This is a genomic window from Caulobacter sp. FV1ye6ST, from assembly GCF_058681225.1.
Genome location: NZ_CM178733.1, coordinates 70310 through 86357, shown reverse-complemented (window position 1 = coordinate 86357; position 16048 = coordinate 70310). Strand labels below are relative to the sequence as shown.

Here is a 16048-nt window from a genome sequence, read left to right as displayed (position 1 = left end):
ACCGAATGGCGGATACAGTTCTGCTGATTCACGGCTACGGCTGCGCGGGGGACGTCTGGGGTCCTGTCGCCGCACGGCTGAAGGCCGAAGGCTATCGCGTGGTGGCGCCAACCATCCGATCGGCGGTGCGCACGGTCGAGGGCCCGCGCGCGGGCCTGGCCGGGCTCACCCTCGCCGACTACGTCGCCGAGATGAGCGCCCTGGCCCAGACCCTGGCCAAGGAGACCGGCCAGAAGCCGCTGGTCTTCGGCCACTCGATGGGCGGTCTGATCGCCCAGAAGGTCGCCGAGGCTGGCCATGCGTCGGCCCTGGTGCTGTTCGCCCCGGCCTCGCCGGCCGACGCGCGCGGCAAGCCCAAGCTCTCGCCGGTCTTCACCTTCCTGAACATGGCGCTGCAGTCCAAGCCCGAGACCCGGACGGGCAAGATGTGGAAGCCCGGCTTCAAGTTCGGCGTCATGAACGCTGTGCCGGCCGCGCGTCACGACGCGCTCTACGCCACGATGGTCTATGACAGCGGCCAAGTGCTGGCCGACCTGGCCTGGCCGCGCAAGGACGTCCACAAGACGGCCTATGTCGACGAAACCAAGGTGACCGTGCCGATCCTGATCAACGCCGGCGCCCTGGACCGCACCACGCCGCTGGACGACGTCCAGCGCCTCGGCCGCAAGTACGCGACCGCCGACCTCAAGATCTATCCCAACAACGCCCACTATCTCATAGACGAGCCCAACACGATGAAGATCCTCGACGACGTGATCGCCTGGCTGACGGGCAAGACCAAAGCTCCGGCCGCGACGGCCGCTCCGGCCCCAGCGCCCGCCCCGGCTCCGGCCAAGGCGCCCGAACCGGCGCCCGTGAAGGCGGCGGAACCGGCTCCTGCCCCCGCGCCGGCGCCCGCGCCAACCCCTGTGGCGGCCGCTCCGGCGCCCGCGCCGGCGGCCGAGAAGCCCGCGCCCGCGCCGAAGAAGGCCGCTGCGCCTAAGGCTGCCGCCCCAAAGGCGCAAGCCAAGCCGAAGGCCGAAGCGGCTCCGAAGGCGGCGCCCAAGGCTCCGGCGCAACCCGCCGCCAAGGCCGAGGCCCCGCCGAAGCCTGCCGCGAAGGCTCCCGCCGTGAAGGCTCCGGCCAAGGCCGCCGCCGCGCCGAAGCCCGCCGCCAAGGCTGCTCCGGCCCCGAAGGCTGCTCCGGCCGCCAAGGCCCCGGCCAAGCCGAAGGCCGAGGCCGCTCCGGCTCCCGCCAAGGCCGCTCCGAAGGCCGCGGCCGCGAAACCGGCCGTCGCCAAGGCCGCGCCCAAGGCTGCGGCTCCCAAGGCCGCCGCCGCCCCGAAGCCCGCGGCTCCGAAAGCAGCCGCCGCGCCCAAGACCGCCGCCAAGGCGTCTGCGACAAAGGCGGCCGCCAAAACCTCGCCCAAGGCGAAGTAGACCGTGTAGGCTGATCCCCGCCGACGACCTTGTCGGCGGGGTTTTCTTTAGGGCGTCCATGCGCGCACCCGTGATCATGGTCCACGGCGCCTTCTGCGGCGGCTGGACCTTCGACGCCTTCCGCGCGCCGTTCGAGGCGGCGGGGCATCGCGTCATGACGCCGGACCTGATCGGTCACGATGGCGCCAGCAGCGCCGCCGGCGTCTCGATGAGCGACTACGCGCGGCAGATCGCGCGCCTGATCGAAACCTGCGAGACGCCGCCGATCCTGATCGGCCATTCGATGGGCGGCCTGGTCGCCCAGATGGCCGCCAGCCGCGCCAAGGTCGCCAAGCTGATCCTGCTGGCCCCCTCCGCGCCCTGGGGTGTCTCGGGCGCGAGCCTGGAGGAGGCGGTCTCGGCCGTCAGCCTCTACAGCCTCGGCCCCTACTGGCTGCAAGCCATCGCGCCGGACTATGGCGTCGTGCGCCGCTACAGCGTCGACCGGCTGCAACGCCCCGAGCGCAAGGCGATCTTCGCCCGCATGACGGCCGAGAGCGGCCGAGCCCTGTGGGAGACGCTGAACTGGTGGCTGGATCCGTTCATGACCACCTCGGTCTCGGCGCCGGGCTGCCCGGTGCTGGCCGTCGCCGGCGGGCAGGACGTCATCCACCCGCCCGCCACGGTCCGCCAGACGGCCGCGCGCCTGGGCGGGAGCCTCGAGGTCTTCCCAGAGATGAGCCACTGGCTGCCCGGCGAGCCCGGCTGGGAGGCGGTCGCCGAGCGCTGCCTGGCGTTCATCGCCGACGAGGGCCGCGCGGCGGCTTAAATCGCCGGCGTGAACACCTTCAGCCCCAGGATGCCGGCCACGATCAGGCCCAGACAGACGAGCCGGGCGGCCGTCGCCGGCTCCTTGAACAGCACGATGCCGACAATGGCCGTGCCGACGGCGCCCACGCCCGTCCAGACGGCGTAGGCCGTGCCCAGCGGCAGGGTCTTCACCGCCCAGCCCAGCAGACCCATGGACAGCACAAGGCTGACGGCGGTCAGCGCGATCGGGATCGGCTTGGTGAAGCCCTCGGTGAACTTCAGGCCCACGGCCCAGCCAATTTCGAACAGACCAGCGATGAAGAGAATGATCCAGGCCACGACAAGCCCCTTTCTGCGAAAAGGTGGGGTCGTCCCCGGACTTACGTCCTTCGCGAAAAGCGAAAGGCGCGAGGGTCGTCCCCCGCGCCTCGCTTAGATATGTCCAGACCCCGGAAGGGGCAAGGCAGCCTTAGCGGCTGGTGGTGCTGTACAGGATCTGGGCGCGTTCGAAGTTCTTGCCGACCGAGGTTTCGTCGGTCTTCTTCAGGCGCATGAACACCAGACCGGCATGGCCGCCGGCCCAGGCGTCGTCCCACGACACCGTGAAGCGACGGAAGTCGCTGCCGACCGTCTGGTCGTTGCGGATCAGGCGCAGCTGCGGGCTGTTTTCCCAGGTGGCGTAGTCGTGCAGCGCGTTGGCCAGTTCCTGGGCCTGCTCGGGGGTCTGCGCGTAGTCGATGGTGATCGTGCAGACGTTCTTGTTCGAGCCCGGGTTATCCAGGGTGATGTTGTAGGGCTTCTCGAGCGCGAAGACCCACTGCTCCTTCTTCTTCTTGAAGCCGTAGTCCTTGACCAGTTGGGCGAAGTCGCCGCCGGCGACCGACGGCTTGCAGACCTTGTCCAGCACGTCCATCAGGCGCACCGACAGCGGATCGGTCGTGCGCGGACCGCGAACCGGCGCGGTGTAGGTCTCGGCCGGAGCAGCGCCAGCGGCGGGCGCGGCGACGGCTGGAGCGGCCTGGTCTGGCGAGGCCGGAGCGGTCTGATCGGCGGGCGCCGGAGCAGGCGCGGCGGCGGGAGCCGGAGCAGCGGCTGGAGTCGGAGCGGCGGTTTGTTCCTGGGCGACGGCGGTGGTGACCGCGCCGAGAGCGATCAGGCTGGCGAGCGCAAGGCGCATAGGCTGGATATCCCCAACAAGACGAGAGGTCGGCATTAAAACCGACGGGCGGTCCCTCGCAACCCTTATGGCTACGGATTAAGACCAAGATTAGGCCACAAGTGTAATTTTCTCACTCATGACGCGATAGGTGGTCGCTCCGCACGCGAAAACGCCCCCGATCCGGGGGACCGAGGGCGTTTCAGAACACGTAGCAAACCTGAATCAGGCCGCTTCGACAGCGTGCTCGGCCAGGATCGTCAGGCCTTCCGGACCGACGTCGGCGAAGCCGCCCTGGATGTCGAACACCTTGGTCGTCGCGCCGTCCTTCACGGTCACCTTGCCTTCGCGCAGGGTGGTCATGAACGGGGCGTGGCCGGCCAGGACGCCGAAGTCGCCCTCGGCGCCCGGAGCCTGGACCAGGTCCACGTCGCCGGAGAACAGTTCGCGCTCGGGGGCGACCAGAGAGAAGTGCAGCTTGGCCATCAGTTGAAGGTCTCCTCGACGCCGCCCAGGGCGGCCTCGATGTCTTCGTCGGTCTGGATTTCGGTCCCGCAGAACGGGCAGAAGTGGATCGTGGCCAGCATCAAGCCGGTCTCGCCCTCTTCTTCCCGCTCGCCGAGGTTCAGCAGGATCAGGCCGCTGTCATGCTCGATCAGACCGGCGTTGGTGTCCGGAGACACCGCCTCCGCCAGCTCCTCGCAGCAGAAACCGGCCAGTTCCGTGTCTTCGGTCATCAGGCTTCAGCCGCCATCTTTTCGGCCTTGGCCACGGCTTCCTCGATCGCGCCGACCATGTAGAAGGCGCCTTCCGGCAGGTGGTCGTACTCGCCGTCCACGATGCCCTTGAACGAGCGGATCGTGTCCTTCAGCTGGACGAAGGCGCCCGGCGTGTTGGTGAACTGTTCGGCGACGTGGAAGGGCTGCGACAGGAAGCGCGAAATCTTGCGGGCGCGCGACACGACCAGCTTGTCGTCTTCCGACAGTTCGTCCATGCCCAGGATGGCGATGATATCCTTCAGCGACTTGTACTGCTGCAGGACTTCCTGGACCGAGCGGGCCACGTTGTAGTGCTCTTCGCCGATGACCAGCGGGTCCATGATCCGCGAGGTCGAGTCCAGCGGATCGACGGCCGGGAAGATGGCCTGAGCGGCGATGTCGCGCGACAGAACGGTGGTGGCGTCCAAGTGGGCGAACGAGGCGGCGGGCGCCGGGTCGGTCAAGTCATCGGCCGGGACGTAGATGGCCTGGACCGAGGTGATCGAGCCCTTGTTCGTCGAGGTGATGCGCTCCTGCAGGTTGCCCATCTCGGTGGCCAGGGTGGGCTGATAGCCCACGGCCGAGGGGATGCGGCCCAGCAGAGCCGACACTTCGGCGCCGGCTTGGGTGAAGCGGAAGATGTTGTCGACGAACAGCAGCACGTCCTTGCCTTCTTCGTCACGGAAGTACTCCGCGATCGACAGGCCGGTCAGGGCGACGCGGGCGCGGGCGCCCGGGGGTTCGTTCATCTGGCCGTAGACCAGGGCGCAACGCGAACCTTCCGTCGAGCCGTTGTTGGCCTTCGGGTCGGTGTTGACGTTGGACTCGATCATCTCGTGATAGAGGTCGTTGCCTTCGCGAGTGCGTTCACCCACGCCGGCCAGAACCGAGTAACCGCCGTAAGCCTTGGCGATATTGTTGATCAGCTCCTGCATCGTCACGGTCTTGCCGACGCCGGCGCCGCCGAACAGGCCGATCTTGCCGCCCTTGGTGTAGGGGCACATCAGGTCGATGACCTTGATGCCCGTGACCAGCACTTCAGCGGTGTTGGTCTGCTCGGCGAAGGTCGGGGCGTCGCGGTGGATCGTGCGGTAGATGTCCGACCGGATCGGGCCCTGCTCGTCGATCGGCTCGCCGATGACGTTCATGATGCGGCCCAGGGTGCCCGGACCGACCGGAACGCGGATCGACTCGCCGGTGTCGCGCACGGGCTGGCCGCGAACCAGACCTTCGGTGGCGTCCATGGCGATGGCGCGGACGGTGTTCTGGCCCAGGTGCTGGGCGACTTCGAACACCAGGCGCTGGCCGGTGGCGGTGTTGGTGGTCTCGACGGCGTTCAGGATCGCCGGCAGCGGGCCGTCGAACTCGATGTCGACGACGGCGCCGATGATCTGCACCAGCCGGCCGGTGGCGCCGTCCAGGTTGAAGGCGGCGTTGGCCGGAGCGGCGGCGGCCTTCGGGGCGGCCGGCTTCTTGGCGGCCGGAGCCTTAGCGGCGACGGCGGGAGCCTTCGCGACAGCGGCCTTCGGCGCCGCGGCGGCCTTGGGAGCGGCGGGCTTCTTGGCGGCGGCGGCCGGCGTTTCGGTGGCGGGAGCCTTAGTCGGGGTCTTGGCCATGGCTTGCGGTCTTTCGGTCTCTGCGTGCTTGTGTCGTTAGGCTTGGATCAGACGGCTTCGGCGCCGGAGATGATCTCGATCAGCTCCTTGGTGATCTGGGCCTGGCGGGAACGGTTATACTCGAGGGTGTAGCGCTTGATCATGTCGCCGGCGTTGCGCGTGGCGTTGTCCATCGCGGTCATCTGGCTGGCGTAGAAGCCGGCCATGTTGTCCAGCAGGGCCGACAGGATCTGAACCGTCAGGTTGCGCGGCAGCAGGGTCTCGAGAATGGCCTCTTCCGAGGGCTCGTACTCGTAGACCGCCGAAGCGCCCGTCGCGGGAGCGGCGGCGCCGTCGACCACGGCCGGGATCAGCTGCAGCGCCGTCGGGGTCTGGATGACCACCGACTTGAACTGGCTGTAGAACAGCGTGACCACGTCGATGTCGCCGGCCTCGTAGAGGCGCGTGACGACGTCGGCGATCGGCTGGGCGACCGACAGGGTGAACTGGCGATAGGCCGACAGATCGAAGTTCTCGACCACCTGGGCGCCGTAGGGACGCTTCAGCTGGGCGCTGACCTTCTTGCCGACGCAGACGATCTTCACGTCCTTGCCCTCGGCGATCAGGCTGTCGATCCGCTGGCGCGCGGCCCGCACGATCGACGACGTGAAGCCGCCGGCCAGGCCGCGATCGGCCGCGGCGACGATGATCAGGTGCCGATCGTCGCGCCCCGTGCCGGTCAGCAGGGCCGGAGCCCCGTCGCCCGACACGCCGGCGGCCAGGTTGGCGATCACCGAAGCCAGGCGCCGAGCGTACGGACGGGCGGCTTCCGCCGCGTCCTGGCTCCGGCGCAGCTTCGCCGCCGCCACCATCTGCATCGCCTTCGTGATCTTCTGCGTCGCCTTGACGCTCGAGATCCGATTGCGCATTTCCTTTAGGCTTGCCATCCGCCTATCAGACCTTCCTAAACAGCCACCAGGTGGTGTCGTCCATCACGGTCGTTCTTCTCCAGAAGAACCCGTAATCAACCAGCACCAGATCCGGGAACAGATCCAAATAGAGCGAGCCGAAATCATTCTTGAACAGAAGATCCGTCTCGCCTCGGTACGTAATCGTTTCCGCCTTCGGCGAAAAATACTCGGCGCATAGGACGTACTTGGCGGACACGCGATGAATCTCGCGCATCGTCGCCTCGAGCTGGGTCGGATCCACGTGGATCAGAACGCCCGAGGTGAACGCCAGGTCGACCGCGCCATCCGCCAGCGGAATGCTGTGCCCGAAGCCCTCGAACAGACGCTCGGGCGGCAGGACGCCGTCACCGAGGATCTGCTTGCGGGCCTTGCTGTTGGGCTCGATGGCCCACAGCTCGGCGTCGGTGATCGCCTGAAGACCCCGAAGGTTCAGTCCGACGTTCGGACCGACTTCCAGGATGCTCTTGGGCGGATCGCCGACCAGACGCGGCAGCACCTGCCCCCAAGCCGACGCCCGGCCGCGCACGGCGTCGACGGTCACGGCGTTCCGCTCGGTATAGCGGTCGCCGAACTCGCCGGACCAGGCGTCCAGGGTCTTGGGGGCGTCAGCCATCCGCCTCGCCTTAGGCGAAGGTCGCCGAGAAGCTGTCGAGCGCGCTCTTCAGCGTGTTCTCCAGGTCCTTGTCGAGGGCCTTCTTGGTGCGGATGCCGTCCAGCAGGTCCTTGTGGGCGCTGTGGAGGCGAGCCAGCAGCTCGGTCTCGAAGCGGCGGACCGACGAGGTCGGGATCTTGTCCAGATAACCACGCGTGCCGGCGTAGATCACGCAGACCTGCTCTTCGACCGACTGCGGGGCGTACTGGGGCTGCTTCAGCAGCTCGGTCAGGCGCTCGCCGCGGGCCAGCATCTTCTGGGTCGAGGCGTCCAGGTCCGAGCCGAACTTCGCGAAGGCGGCCATTTCACGATACTGGGCCAGCTCGCCCTTAATCGGACCGGCGACTTGCTTCATCGCCTTGATCTGGGCCGACGAGCCGACGCGCGACACCGAGATGCCGACGTTCACGGCCGGGCGGATGCCCTGATAGAACAGGTCGGTTTCCAGGAATATCTGGCCGTCGGTGATCGAGATCACGTTGGTCGGGATGTAGGCCGACACGTCGTTGGCCTGGGTTTCGATGATCGGCAGAGCCGTCAGCGAGCCCGAACCGTTGTCTTCGTTCAGCTTCGCGGCGCGCTCCAGCAGGCGCGAGTGCAGGTAGAACACGTCGCCCGGATAGGCTTCGCGGCCCGGCGGGCGGCGCAGCAGCAGGGACATCTGACGATAGGCGACGGCTTGCTTGGACAGATCGTCATAGATGATCAGGCCGTGCAGACCGTTGTCGCGGAACCATTCGCCCATGGCGCAGCCCGAGAACGGGGCCAGGTATTGCAGCGGGGCCGGCTCCGAGGCCGAGGCGACGACGACGATCGTGTATTCCAGGGCGCCGTGCTCTTCCAGGGTCTTGACGATCTGGGCGACGGTCGAGCGCTTCTGGCCGATGGCGACATAGACGCAGTAGAGCTTGGCGCTCTCGTCCTTGCCGGCGTTGACGGCCTTCTGGTTCAGGATGGTGTCGATGGCGACGGCGGTCTTGCCGGTCTGACGGTCACCGATGATCAGCTCGCGCTGGCCGCGGCCAACCGGGATCAGGGTGTCGATCGACTTCAGGCCGGTCTGCACGGGCTCGTGCACCGACTTGCGAGGGATGATGCCCGGCGCCTTGACGTCGACGCGGCGACGCTCGGTGAACTCGATCGGGCCCTTGCCGTCGATCGGTTCGCCCAGCGGGTTGACGACGCGGCCCAGCAGGCCGCGGCCGACCGGCACGTCGACGATCTCGCCGAGGCGGCGAACTTCGTCGCCTTCCTTGATGGCCTGGTCCTGGCCGAAGATAACGGCGCCGACATTGTCGCGCTCGAGGTTCAGGGCCATGCCCTTCACGCCGGCCTTCGGGAATTCCAGCATTTCACCGGCTTGGACGTTGTCCAGGCCGTAGATGCGGGCGATGCCGTCACCGACGGACAGCACCTGGCCGACGTCCGAGACGGCGGCCTCTTCGCCGAAGTTGGCGATCTGCGACTTGAGGATGGCCGAAATCTCGGCGGCGCGGATGTCCATGGTCTTCTGGGCTCTCTGCGATCTAATTTTTCTGGCGCTTACTTAAAGGCTTAAGCGCGCTTCAGGGCGAATTTCAGGGAATCGAGCTTCGAACGGAGCGAAGCGTCGAAGAGACGCGAACCGACGCGCACCTTCAGACCGCCCAACAGGGACGGATCGACGCGCGTGGAAACTTCGGGGGTCTTGCCGAGCGCTTCGGCGAGGGCGGCTTGCACGCCCTTCAGCTGGGCGGGCGACAGGGCGGCGGCCGAGACGACCTCGGCGGTGACGACGCCGCGGTGCTTGGCCGACAGCTCGGAGAAGGCGGTGATCGCGCCCAGCAGGTCGCCGGCGCGACCGTTGGCGGCGACGAGGCCCAGGAACTTGGTGGTCAGCGGCTGGAAGCCGGCCTTGGCGGCGACGGCGGACAGGCCCTTGCCCTTGTCCTCGGCGGTGAAGGCCGGCGAGGCGATCAGACGGCGCAGGTCGGCGCTGTCGGCCACCATGGCCTTCAGGCTCTTCAGGTCGGCCTCGACCTTCTGCAGGGAGCCGTTCTCGATCGTCAGTTCGAAGAGGGACTGCGCATAGCGCTGACCCGCATCCGTCGCCTTGGTTTCGTCCGCCACTTGGTATCCGCCCGGTGCGTTGCAATGGCCGCGGACAAGAAGATTAACCCCTGTCGCGACTTAAAGGCTTGAGCGCGCTTGTAAAAAGCGCATGGACGGCCGGCGCTGCCGCGCCGCCCCGTCCGAAGCCGCGCGCCTGATAACACGGGCCTTTCGCGGTCGCAACCAAAGGGGCGAGCCAGGCTTGAGTGTTCAGTCCGCCGCGCGACGGAACACGGCCGAGGCCGAGGCGGCCAGAGCGCCGTCCGGGCGGCGCAGCTCGCCTTGGGCGAAGACGAGACTTCGAGTCGCTCGCTCCACCCAGGCCTTGGGCGCCAGGGCGCCGTCGCCGGGCTCCCCGGCATAGTCCACGGCCATCGAGGCCAGGGCCGTTCCTTCGCCCGCGGCCTTGCGCAGAACGGTTTCCAGCTGTGCGGCCAAGCTCGTGTCCATCAGCGTCAACTAATCACTGGTCCGGAAAAGAAAAGGGGCGGCGGAAGGTTTCCGCCGCCCTTGAAGGCGAATGCTCGAGGAAACAGCCAGACCGGGTCGGAGAAACGACGACCCACAACGCGTCTGGTACTCAGGTAAAGCGCGGTACGTGTTCCTACTTAGCCGCGGCCAGGGACGAAACGTCCTTGGCCGAGGCGTTGCAGCGGGTCAGGTCGTCGGCGTCCAGCGACTTGGTTTCGCCGCCGAAGGCCGCGACGCGACCCACTTCCTTGGCGAGCGCCTTGCAGGCGACCGCGGTGAGGGCCCGCGAAGGGGCTTGGGCCGAGACGCACTCGGCGCCTTCGCAGACGAAGACGGCCCCGCCGGCGACGACCTTGGTCTTGGCGGCCACGGGGGTGTCCAGCGCGGCGGCGATGCGGCCGTCGGCGAAAGCAGAGCCAGCGAACAGGGAGAAGGAGATGGCGGCGACAGCCGTCAGGGTGCGGAGCTTCATCAGAAAGCCCTCCGGTGTGGGGGAAATCGCGGTCGGATCGTTGATCGGTGAAAAGCGTACTGGCCGCCCGGACCCTGCCAATCCCCTGGGACCGCCCTATCTGAGGCGGCCACACCGGTATCCCCACCGGTGCTTCGGATCCGAACTAAGCATCGCTTAGATATCAGTGATAAGAAATTGCGCAAGCGGAATTTCGGACGCGCATCGAATTTTATGGAAACGGCGACGGCCTCCATGGAAAGTGTGGGTTCATCCGGAATCGGCGACCAGATTGGGGTGAGGCGAACACGACCATGACTGCGGCCTCGCCTGACTGCCTGTTCGTGATGGGGTTCGCCAATGCGATAGACGGCGCGCTTTCCCCCGTGACGATGACACGGATCGAGGCGGCGGCCCGGCTCTTCACGTCACGCCGACCCTGAAGGTGATCGTCACCGGCGGCCATGGCGACAACTTCAATCGCGCGCTCCTGCCACATCGCGCCTACTGCAACGCCGCCCTGATCCGAGAGGGCGTGCCCGAGGCTCATCTCGAACCGAGAGGGTTTCTCAGCGCCAACACGGTCGAGGACGCCATGATGATCGCCGCCTATGCCGCCGAGCATCGGCTGAGACGCTTCCAGGTCGTCACGTCGCGCTTCCATCTGGCGCGCTGCCGCATGATCTTCGCCTGCGTGGCGGCCGATCACGCGATAGACTTTCACCCTGCGGAAGATCCGGCCGAGATCGAGGCCTATGTCGCGCACGAGGCGCGGGCCCGGGGCAGGATCGTGGACCAGGGCGGCGTCATCTGGGGAGGACGTCTGTTTCCATCGCCAGGCCTGGCGGACTCCTAGAGCCCCAGGATCTGGTCGATCCGGCTCTCGGCCTTGGCGTGGATGGCGCGCTCTTCGACCATGCCCTCGGCGCGAGCATAGCGACCGTTCTTGCCGGCCCGACGCTGGATGCCCTCGGCGGTCAGCACCGGGGCGACCGTCTTCGGTTCGGTGAAGGCGCCCAGCAGGGCGGCCATGACGCCGCCGATCACGGCGGCGGCGACCGGGCCGATCATGCCGATCCAGCCCTCGCCGAAGATGGCGTGCAGGCGGATGATCAGAACCTCACGGTTCGGCTGGCGATCCATGACGCCGATGGCCCAGTAGACCCCGCCCTCGACCAGGACGGCCAGGACGATCGGCAGCAGAACACCCAGCCAGCGCGGCCGGACGAACAGTCCGAGCGCGGCCCCAATGATCGCGAAGGCGGCCATGGTGATCATGTCGGAAACCCTACGCGCGCTCTGGTCAAGGACCGGTTAAGGCCGGTTCCATCCTCCATTCCCAAGGGGCACGGTTGGCCCCGACCGCTCGCCGCGCTTAGTCTCTCGCCATAACCATAAGATGTGCGCCCAAAACGCGCTTGAGGGAGGCTTTGCCATGGACTTCCACTTGCCGCCTGAGCTGACCGCCTATCTGGCCGACCTCGACGCCTTCATCGATCGCGAGATCGCGCCCCTGCAGGCGCGCGACGACAACGAGCGCTTCTTCGACCACCGCCGCGAATGGGCCCGCACCGACTGGGACGGCGGCGGTCTGCCCAAGCACGAGTGGGAGGCGCTGCTGGCGCGGGCCCGCAAGCTGGCCGACCAGGCGGGCCACTACCGCTTCGCCCTGCCCAAGGCCTATGGCGGCCAGGACGGCTCCAACCTCTGGATGGCGGTGATCCGCGAGCATCTGGCCAGCAAGGGCCTTGGCCTGTTCAACGACCTGCAGAACGAGCACTCGATCGTCGGCAACAATCCGTTCGTGCTGATGATCCGCGACTTCGGCCGGCCCGACCAGCAGCACCTGATCGGCGACATGCTGGACAAGGGCGCCTTCCGCCCGACCTTCGGCCTGACCGAGCCCGAGCACGGCTCGGACGCCACCTTCATGGAGACCCGCGCGGTCCCTGAAGAACACAAGGGCGAGGCCGGCTGGCGGATCGACGGCGAGAAGATGTGGACCACGGGCATGCACGCGGCCACCCACTGCTGCCTGTTCGCCCGCACCTCGGGCGAGGACGGCGACGCCCGGGGGATCACCGCCTTCCTGGTCCCCGCCCACGCGCCCGGCGTGAAGATCGAGGAGTACCTCTGGACCTTCAACATGCCGACCGACCACCCGCGAGTCAGCTTCACCAATGTCTGGGTCCCGGAGTCGGCGATGTTTGGACCCGAGGGCGGCGGCTTGGCTCTGGCCCAGCACTTCGTGCACGAGAACCGCATTCGCCAGGCAGCCTCCAGCCTGGGCGCCGCGACTTACTGCATAGAAGAAAGCATCAAGTACGCGCGCGCGCGGAAACCGTTCGGCAAAGCCCTGGCCGAGAACCAGGCCATCCAGTTCCCCATCGTCGAGCTGGCCACCCAGGCCGAGATGCTGCGCCTGCTGATCCGCAAGACCGCCTGGGACATGGATCAGATGACCAAGCCAGAGGTCGAGAAACGGCTCTCCGACAAGGTCTCGATGTGTAACTACTGGGCCAACCGCCTGTGCTGCGAGGCCGCCGACCGGGCCATGCAGATCCACGGCGGCATCGGCTACTCTCGCCACAAGCCGTTCGAGCACATCTACCGCCACCACCGCCGCTACCGGATCACCGAGGGCAGCGAGGAGATCCAGATGCGCAAGGTGGCGGCCTGGCTATTCGGCTACATGGGCCCGCGAAAACAGGCCTTCGCGCAGGAACGGGCGGACATGGATAAGGTTTAATCCGTCGCGACCTGACGTGTATCAATGGACGCGCTATCTAACATCGGTACGCGAGCATACATGTTCGCGCTGGAGGCTCCATGAACCGTCTCGTCCTCGCTCGTCTTGGCCGTAACGCCGCGCGCGCCGCCCTGATCGTCGCCATCCCCGCGACGCTGGCCGGCTGCGGCATCAACACCATCCCCACGCAGGACGAGGCCACCAAGGCCGCCTGGGCCGAGGTGCAAAACCAGTACCAGCGCCGCGCCGACCTGGTGCCGAACCTGGTCGCCACGGTGAAGGGCTACGCCGCCCAGGAGAAGAGCGTGCTGGTCGAGGTGACGCAGGCTCGCGCCAGCGCCACCCAGGTCAAGGTCGACGCCTCGACCATCACCGATCCGGCCCAGTTCCAGCAGTACGCCGCCGCCCAGGACAAGCTGTCGGGCGTGCTGGGCCGGCTGATGATGATCCAGGAGCAGTATCCGGACCTGAAGTCGAACCAGAACTTCCTGGCGCTGCAGAGCCAGCTGGAAGGCACCGAGAACCGCATCACCATCGCGCGCCGCGACTACAACACCACCGCCCAGACCTACAACACCACTCTGCGGACGTTCCCCAGCGTGTTCTGGGCCAAGACCATGTACAGCGGCCAGAAGCCGGCCCAGCTGTTCCAGGCCTCCGCCTCGGCGCAAACCGCCCCGACGGTGGACTTCTCCAGCCCGCCGACGGCGACCCCGCCGAAGGTCAACTGAGTTGGAAATATCCCGCTCATCCCCGCGAAAGCGGGGACCCAAGCCGAGCCTGACGGTTTCGGGCGGCGCTGCCGTGGCCAAATCCGCTTGGGTTCCCGCTTTCGCGGGAATGAGCGGGTTTTTGCTGGCCGTTGCCCTGGCGTTGACGGTGGCCCTCCCTGCCTTCGCCGAGCCGAAGTTCCCGGCCCTGACCGGACGGGTGGTCGACAACGCCCAGATCCTGTCTCCCCAGGTCGAGCAGGACCTGACGACGAAGCTTGAAAACCTCGAGACCACGACCGGCCGCCAGCTGGTCGTGGCCACGGTGCCCAGCCTCGACGGCTATCCGATCGAGGACTACGGCTATCAGCTAGGCCGGACCTGGGGCATCGGCGAGAAGGACAAGAACACGGGCGTCATCCTGCTGGTCGCGCCCAACGACCGGAAGGTGCGGGTCGAGGTCGGCTACGGCCTGGAGCCGGTCCTGACCGACGCCCTGTCCAGCGTCATCATCCAGAGCGCCATCCTGCCGAAGTTCCGCGATGGCGACATGGAGGGCGGCGTCGTCGCGGGGACCAACGCCCTGGTCGAGCAGCTCAGCCTGCCCGCCGACCAGGCCAAGGCCCGGATCGTCGAGGCCAGCCAGCCCGAGCGGCAGAAGGCCAGCGGCTCGCCGATCATCGGCTTCCTGATCTTCCTGTTCATCATCTTCGTCTTCTCCAGCCTGTTCCGGGGCCGTCGACGCGGCGGCCTCTCGTCGGCCCTGCCGTGGATCATCCTGGGCGCGCTGAACAATGGCGGCCGAGGCGGTGGCGGCTGGAGCGGCGGCGGCGGCGGTGGCGGAGGCGGTTTCTCCGGCGGCGGCGGATCGTTCGGCGGCGGCGGCAGTTCGGGGAGTTGGTGAGATGGCGCAAGGCATGACCCCGCAGGATCTCGACCGCATCGCCGGCGCGGTCGCGCAGGCCGAGAAGACCACCGCCGGCGAAATCTTCTGCGTCCTGGCGCCCGAGGTGTCGGACTATCGCGAGACGCCGCTGGCCTGGGCGGCGACCGCGTCCCTGGTGCTCCCGGCCGGCGCCCTGTTCGCCGGCTTCCGACCGGAGATGCTGACCCGGCTGTTCGGCGGCTGGAGCATTGGCCATCAAGCGGCCCTGGACGGGGCGATCCTGTCGGCGCTGTCGACCTATATCGCTCTGCAGCTGGTGGTCTTCGTCGTGGTGGCGCTGGTGGTGTCCATTCCGCCCGTTCGCCGCGCGCTCACCCCCGGCTCGCTCAAGACCGCCCGGGTCAAGCGCGCGGCCATGGAGCAGTTCCTCAGCCACGGCCTGCACGTCACCCGCGACCGCACCGGCGTGCTGATCTTCGCCGCCCTGGCCGAGCACAGGGTCGAGGTCATCGCCGACGAAGGCATCTACGCCGCGGCGCCCAACACGGTCTGGAACGAGGTCGTCGCCGACCTGGTCGACGGCCTCAAGCGCGGCAGGATCGCCGACGGCTTCGTCGCCGCCGTGAGCCGGGCCGGAACGATCCTGGCCGCCCACATCCCCCCGCGCCCCGACGACCGCAACGAACTGCCCGATGGCCTGACCATCCTGACGAAGCGGTGAGGACAAGGAGATGGGCGGTCACGCCCTGCTGAAGCCGTGGCCCTCGCGATATTGAGCTTGGCGTTGTTTCGGTTCTGGCCTTCCATGCGGGCCGAACAAGAGCGCTGAGGCGCCGAGACCGGAGGAACCATGGCCAGCATCGACCCCACCCGCGAGCAGTTCGACGCCTTCAAGGCCCTGCCGCGCGACACGCCGATCCAGATGCTCAACCTGGTCCGGCTGAAGCCCGCCGCCGACTATCCAGAGGGCCATCCCCATCATGGGAAGGGCCTGACCGGCCTTGAGGCCTATCGCGAATATGGCCGCGCCACCGCGCCGCTGTTCGCCAGCCTGGGCGGACGGCAGGTCTGGGCGGGACGGCCCGAGGGCGTGGTCACCGGCCCCTCGGACGAACGCTGGGACCTGGCCTTCATCGCCGAATATCCCAACGCCGGCGCCTTCCTGGCCATGGTCACGAACCCGGACTACCGCGAATTCGTCAAGCACCGCACGGCGGCGGTCGAGGACTCCCGGCTGATCCGCCTGGCGCCGATGGCGCCGGGCCAGGGGTTCGGGGAATAGACCTGCCGTTGACGCTAGAGCCTGTCCGTTTCTGATGGAGCCATCAGAAACGGATAAACAGGCTCTACC

General features: G+C 67.5%; 20 protein-coding genes. 8 read left to right on the top strand and 12 right to left on the bottom strand.

Annotated features, from left to right (window positions below; all coding sequences use genetic code 11):
• The first annotated feature begins 5 nt into the window (after window positions 1–5).
• Together ACW175_RS00455 and ACW175_RS00450 are read left to right on the top strand one after the other, a co-directional pair.
• Complete coding sequence (locus tag ACW175_RS00455) at window positions 6–1418, top strand: alpha/beta hydrolase (protein ID WP_492102723.1); 1413 nt, start codon at window positions 6–8, stop codon at window positions 1416–1418.
• 58 nt (window positions 1419–1476) lie between these two features.
• Window positions 1477–2226, top strand: a complete 750-nt coding sequence (locus tag ACW175_RS00450; protein ID WP_492102722.1) for an alpha/beta fold hydrolase — start codon at window positions 1477–1479, stop codon at window positions 2224–2226.
• Here ACW175_RS00450 and sugE read toward each other — a convergent pair.
• The 11 genes from sugE to ACW175_RS00395 all read right to left on the bottom strand — a co-directional run bounded on the left by sugE (window position 2223) and on the right by ACW175_RS00395 (window position 10373).
• Window positions 2223–2546 (bottom strand): quaternary ammonium compound efflux SMR transporter SugE, encoded by a 324-nt coding sequence (sugE, locus tag ACW175_RS00445; protein WP_492102721.1) that lies wholly within the window; start codon window positions 2544–2546, stop codon window positions 2223–2225. The genes ACW175_RS00450 and sugE overlap by 4 nt on opposite strands.
• Before the next feature lie 130 nt (window positions 2547–2676).
• Window positions 2677–3420 (bottom strand): hypothetical protein, encoded by a 744-nt coding sequence (locus ACW175_RS00440; RefSeq protein WP_492102720.1) that lies wholly within the window; start codon window positions 3418–3420, stop codon window positions 2677–2679.
• 168 nt (window positions 3421–3588) lie between these two features.
• Complete coding sequence (locus ACW175_RS00435; protein WP_492102719.1) at window positions 3589–3849, bottom strand: ATP synthase F1 subunit epsilon; 261 nt, start codon at window positions 3847–3849, stop codon at window positions 3589–3591.
• Entirely contained in the window at window positions 3849–4100 is a 252-nt protein-coding gene (locus ACW175_RS00430) for a hypothetical protein (protein WP_492102718.1), read from the bottom strand. The genes ACW175_RS00435 and ACW175_RS00430 overlap by 1 nt, the downstream gene beginning before the upstream one ends.
• Window positions 4100–5737 carry a F0F1 ATP synthase subunit beta gene (gene atpD / locus ACW175_RS00425; protein ID WP_492102717.1) on the bottom strand — a complete coding sequence of 546 codons (1638 nt, stop codon included), beginning with the start codon at window positions 5735–5737 and terminating at the stop codon, window positions 4100–4102. Before atpD ends, ACW175_RS00430 begins: the two co-directional genes overlap by 1 nt.
• A gap of 47 nt (window positions 5738–5784) precedes the next feature.
• The gene (locus tag ACW175_RS00420) at window positions 5785–6663 is read right to left on the bottom strand and encodes a F0F1 ATP synthase subunit gamma (RefSeq protein WP_099575432.1); all 879 of its coding nucleotides are present in this window, start codon (window positions 6661–6663) and stop codon (window positions 5785–5787) included.
• Window positions 6664–6670: 7 nt separating this feature from the next.
• A complete protein-coding gene (locus ACW175_RS00415; RefSeq protein WP_492102716.1) occupies window positions 6671–7300 on the bottom strand; it encodes a pseudaminic acid biosynthesis-associated methylase in 630 nt (209 codons plus the stop codon).
• Between the two features lie 10 nt (window positions 7301–7310).
• A complete protein-coding gene (gene atpA / locus ACW175_RS00410; protein WP_099575430.1) occupies window positions 7311–8843 on the bottom strand; it encodes a F0F1 ATP synthase subunit alpha in 1533 nt (510 codons plus the stop codon).
• 50 nt (window positions 8844–8893) lie between these two features.
• Window positions 8894–9448, bottom strand: coding sequence for a F0F1 ATP synthase subunit delta (locus ACW175_RS00405; RefSeq protein WP_492102715.1), 555 nt, complete (start codon window positions 9446–9448; stop codon window positions 8894–8896).
• A gap of 192 nt (window positions 9449–9640) precedes the next feature.
• On the bottom strand, window positions 9641–9880 hold the full coding sequence (locus tag ACW175_RS00400; RefSeq protein WP_492102714.1) for a hypothetical protein: 240 nt from the start codon (window positions 9878–9880) through the stop codon (window positions 9641–9643).
• A 154-nt stretch (window positions 9881–10034) separates the two neighbouring features.
• Window positions 10035–10373: a DUF8200 family protein gene (locus ACW175_RS00395; protein WP_492102713.1), complete on the bottom strand. Its 339-nt coding sequence runs from the start codon at window positions 10371–10373 to the stop codon at window positions 10035–10037.
• A 424-nt stretch (window positions 10374–10797) separates the two neighbouring features.
• Here ACW175_RS00395 and ACW175_RS00390 point away from each other — a divergent pair, with 424 nt between their 5' ends.
• On the top strand, window positions 10798–11208 hold the full coding sequence (locus ACW175_RS00390; RefSeq protein WP_492102712.1) for an ElyC/SanA/YdcF family protein: 411 nt from the start codon (window positions 10798–10800) through the stop codon (window positions 11206–11208).
• Here ACW175_RS00390 and ACW175_RS00385 read toward each other — a convergent pair.
• A complete protein-coding gene (locus ACW175_RS00385; RefSeq protein ID WP_492104867.1) occupies window positions 11205–11621 on the bottom strand; it encodes a hypothetical protein in 417 nt (138 codons plus the stop codon). The genes ACW175_RS00390 and ACW175_RS00385 overlap by 4 nt on opposite strands.
• A 166-nt stretch (window positions 11622–11787) precedes the next feature.
• Here ACW175_RS00385 and ACW175_RS00380 point away from each other — a divergent pair, with 166 nt between their 5' ends.
• From ACW175_RS00380 to ACW175_RS00360, 5 genes are all read left to right on the top strand, one after another.
• The gene (locus ACW175_RS00380) at window positions 11788–13101 is read left to right on the top strand and encodes an acyl-CoA dehydrogenase family protein (RefSeq protein ID WP_492102711.1); all 1314 of its coding nucleotides are present in this window, start codon (window positions 11788–11790) and stop codon (window positions 13099–13101) included.
• 80 nt (window positions 13102–13181) lie between these two features.
• The gene (locus ACW175_RS00375; RefSeq protein WP_492102710.1) at window positions 13182–13832 is read left to right on the top strand and encodes a LemA family protein; all 651 of its coding nucleotides are present in this window, start codon (window positions 13182–13184) and stop codon (window positions 13830–13832) included.
• A 109-nt stretch (window positions 13833–13941) separates the two neighbouring features.
• Entirely contained in the window at window positions 13942–14715 is a 774-nt protein-coding gene (locus tag ACW175_RS00370) for a TPM domain-containing protein (RefSeq protein WP_492102709.1), read from the top strand.
• 1 nt (window position 14716) lies between these two features.
• Entirely contained in the window at window positions 14717–15418 is a 702-nt protein-coding gene (locus ACW175_RS00365; protein WP_492102708.1) for a TPM domain-containing protein, read from the top strand.
• A 129-nt stretch (window positions 15419–15547) separates the two neighbouring features.
• Window positions 15548–15979, top strand: coding sequence for a DUF1330 domain-containing protein (locus ACW175_RS00360; protein ID WP_492102707.1), 432 nt, complete (start codon window positions 15548–15550; stop codon window positions 15977–15979).
• The last annotated feature ends 69 nt before the right edge of the window (window positions 15980–16048 follow it).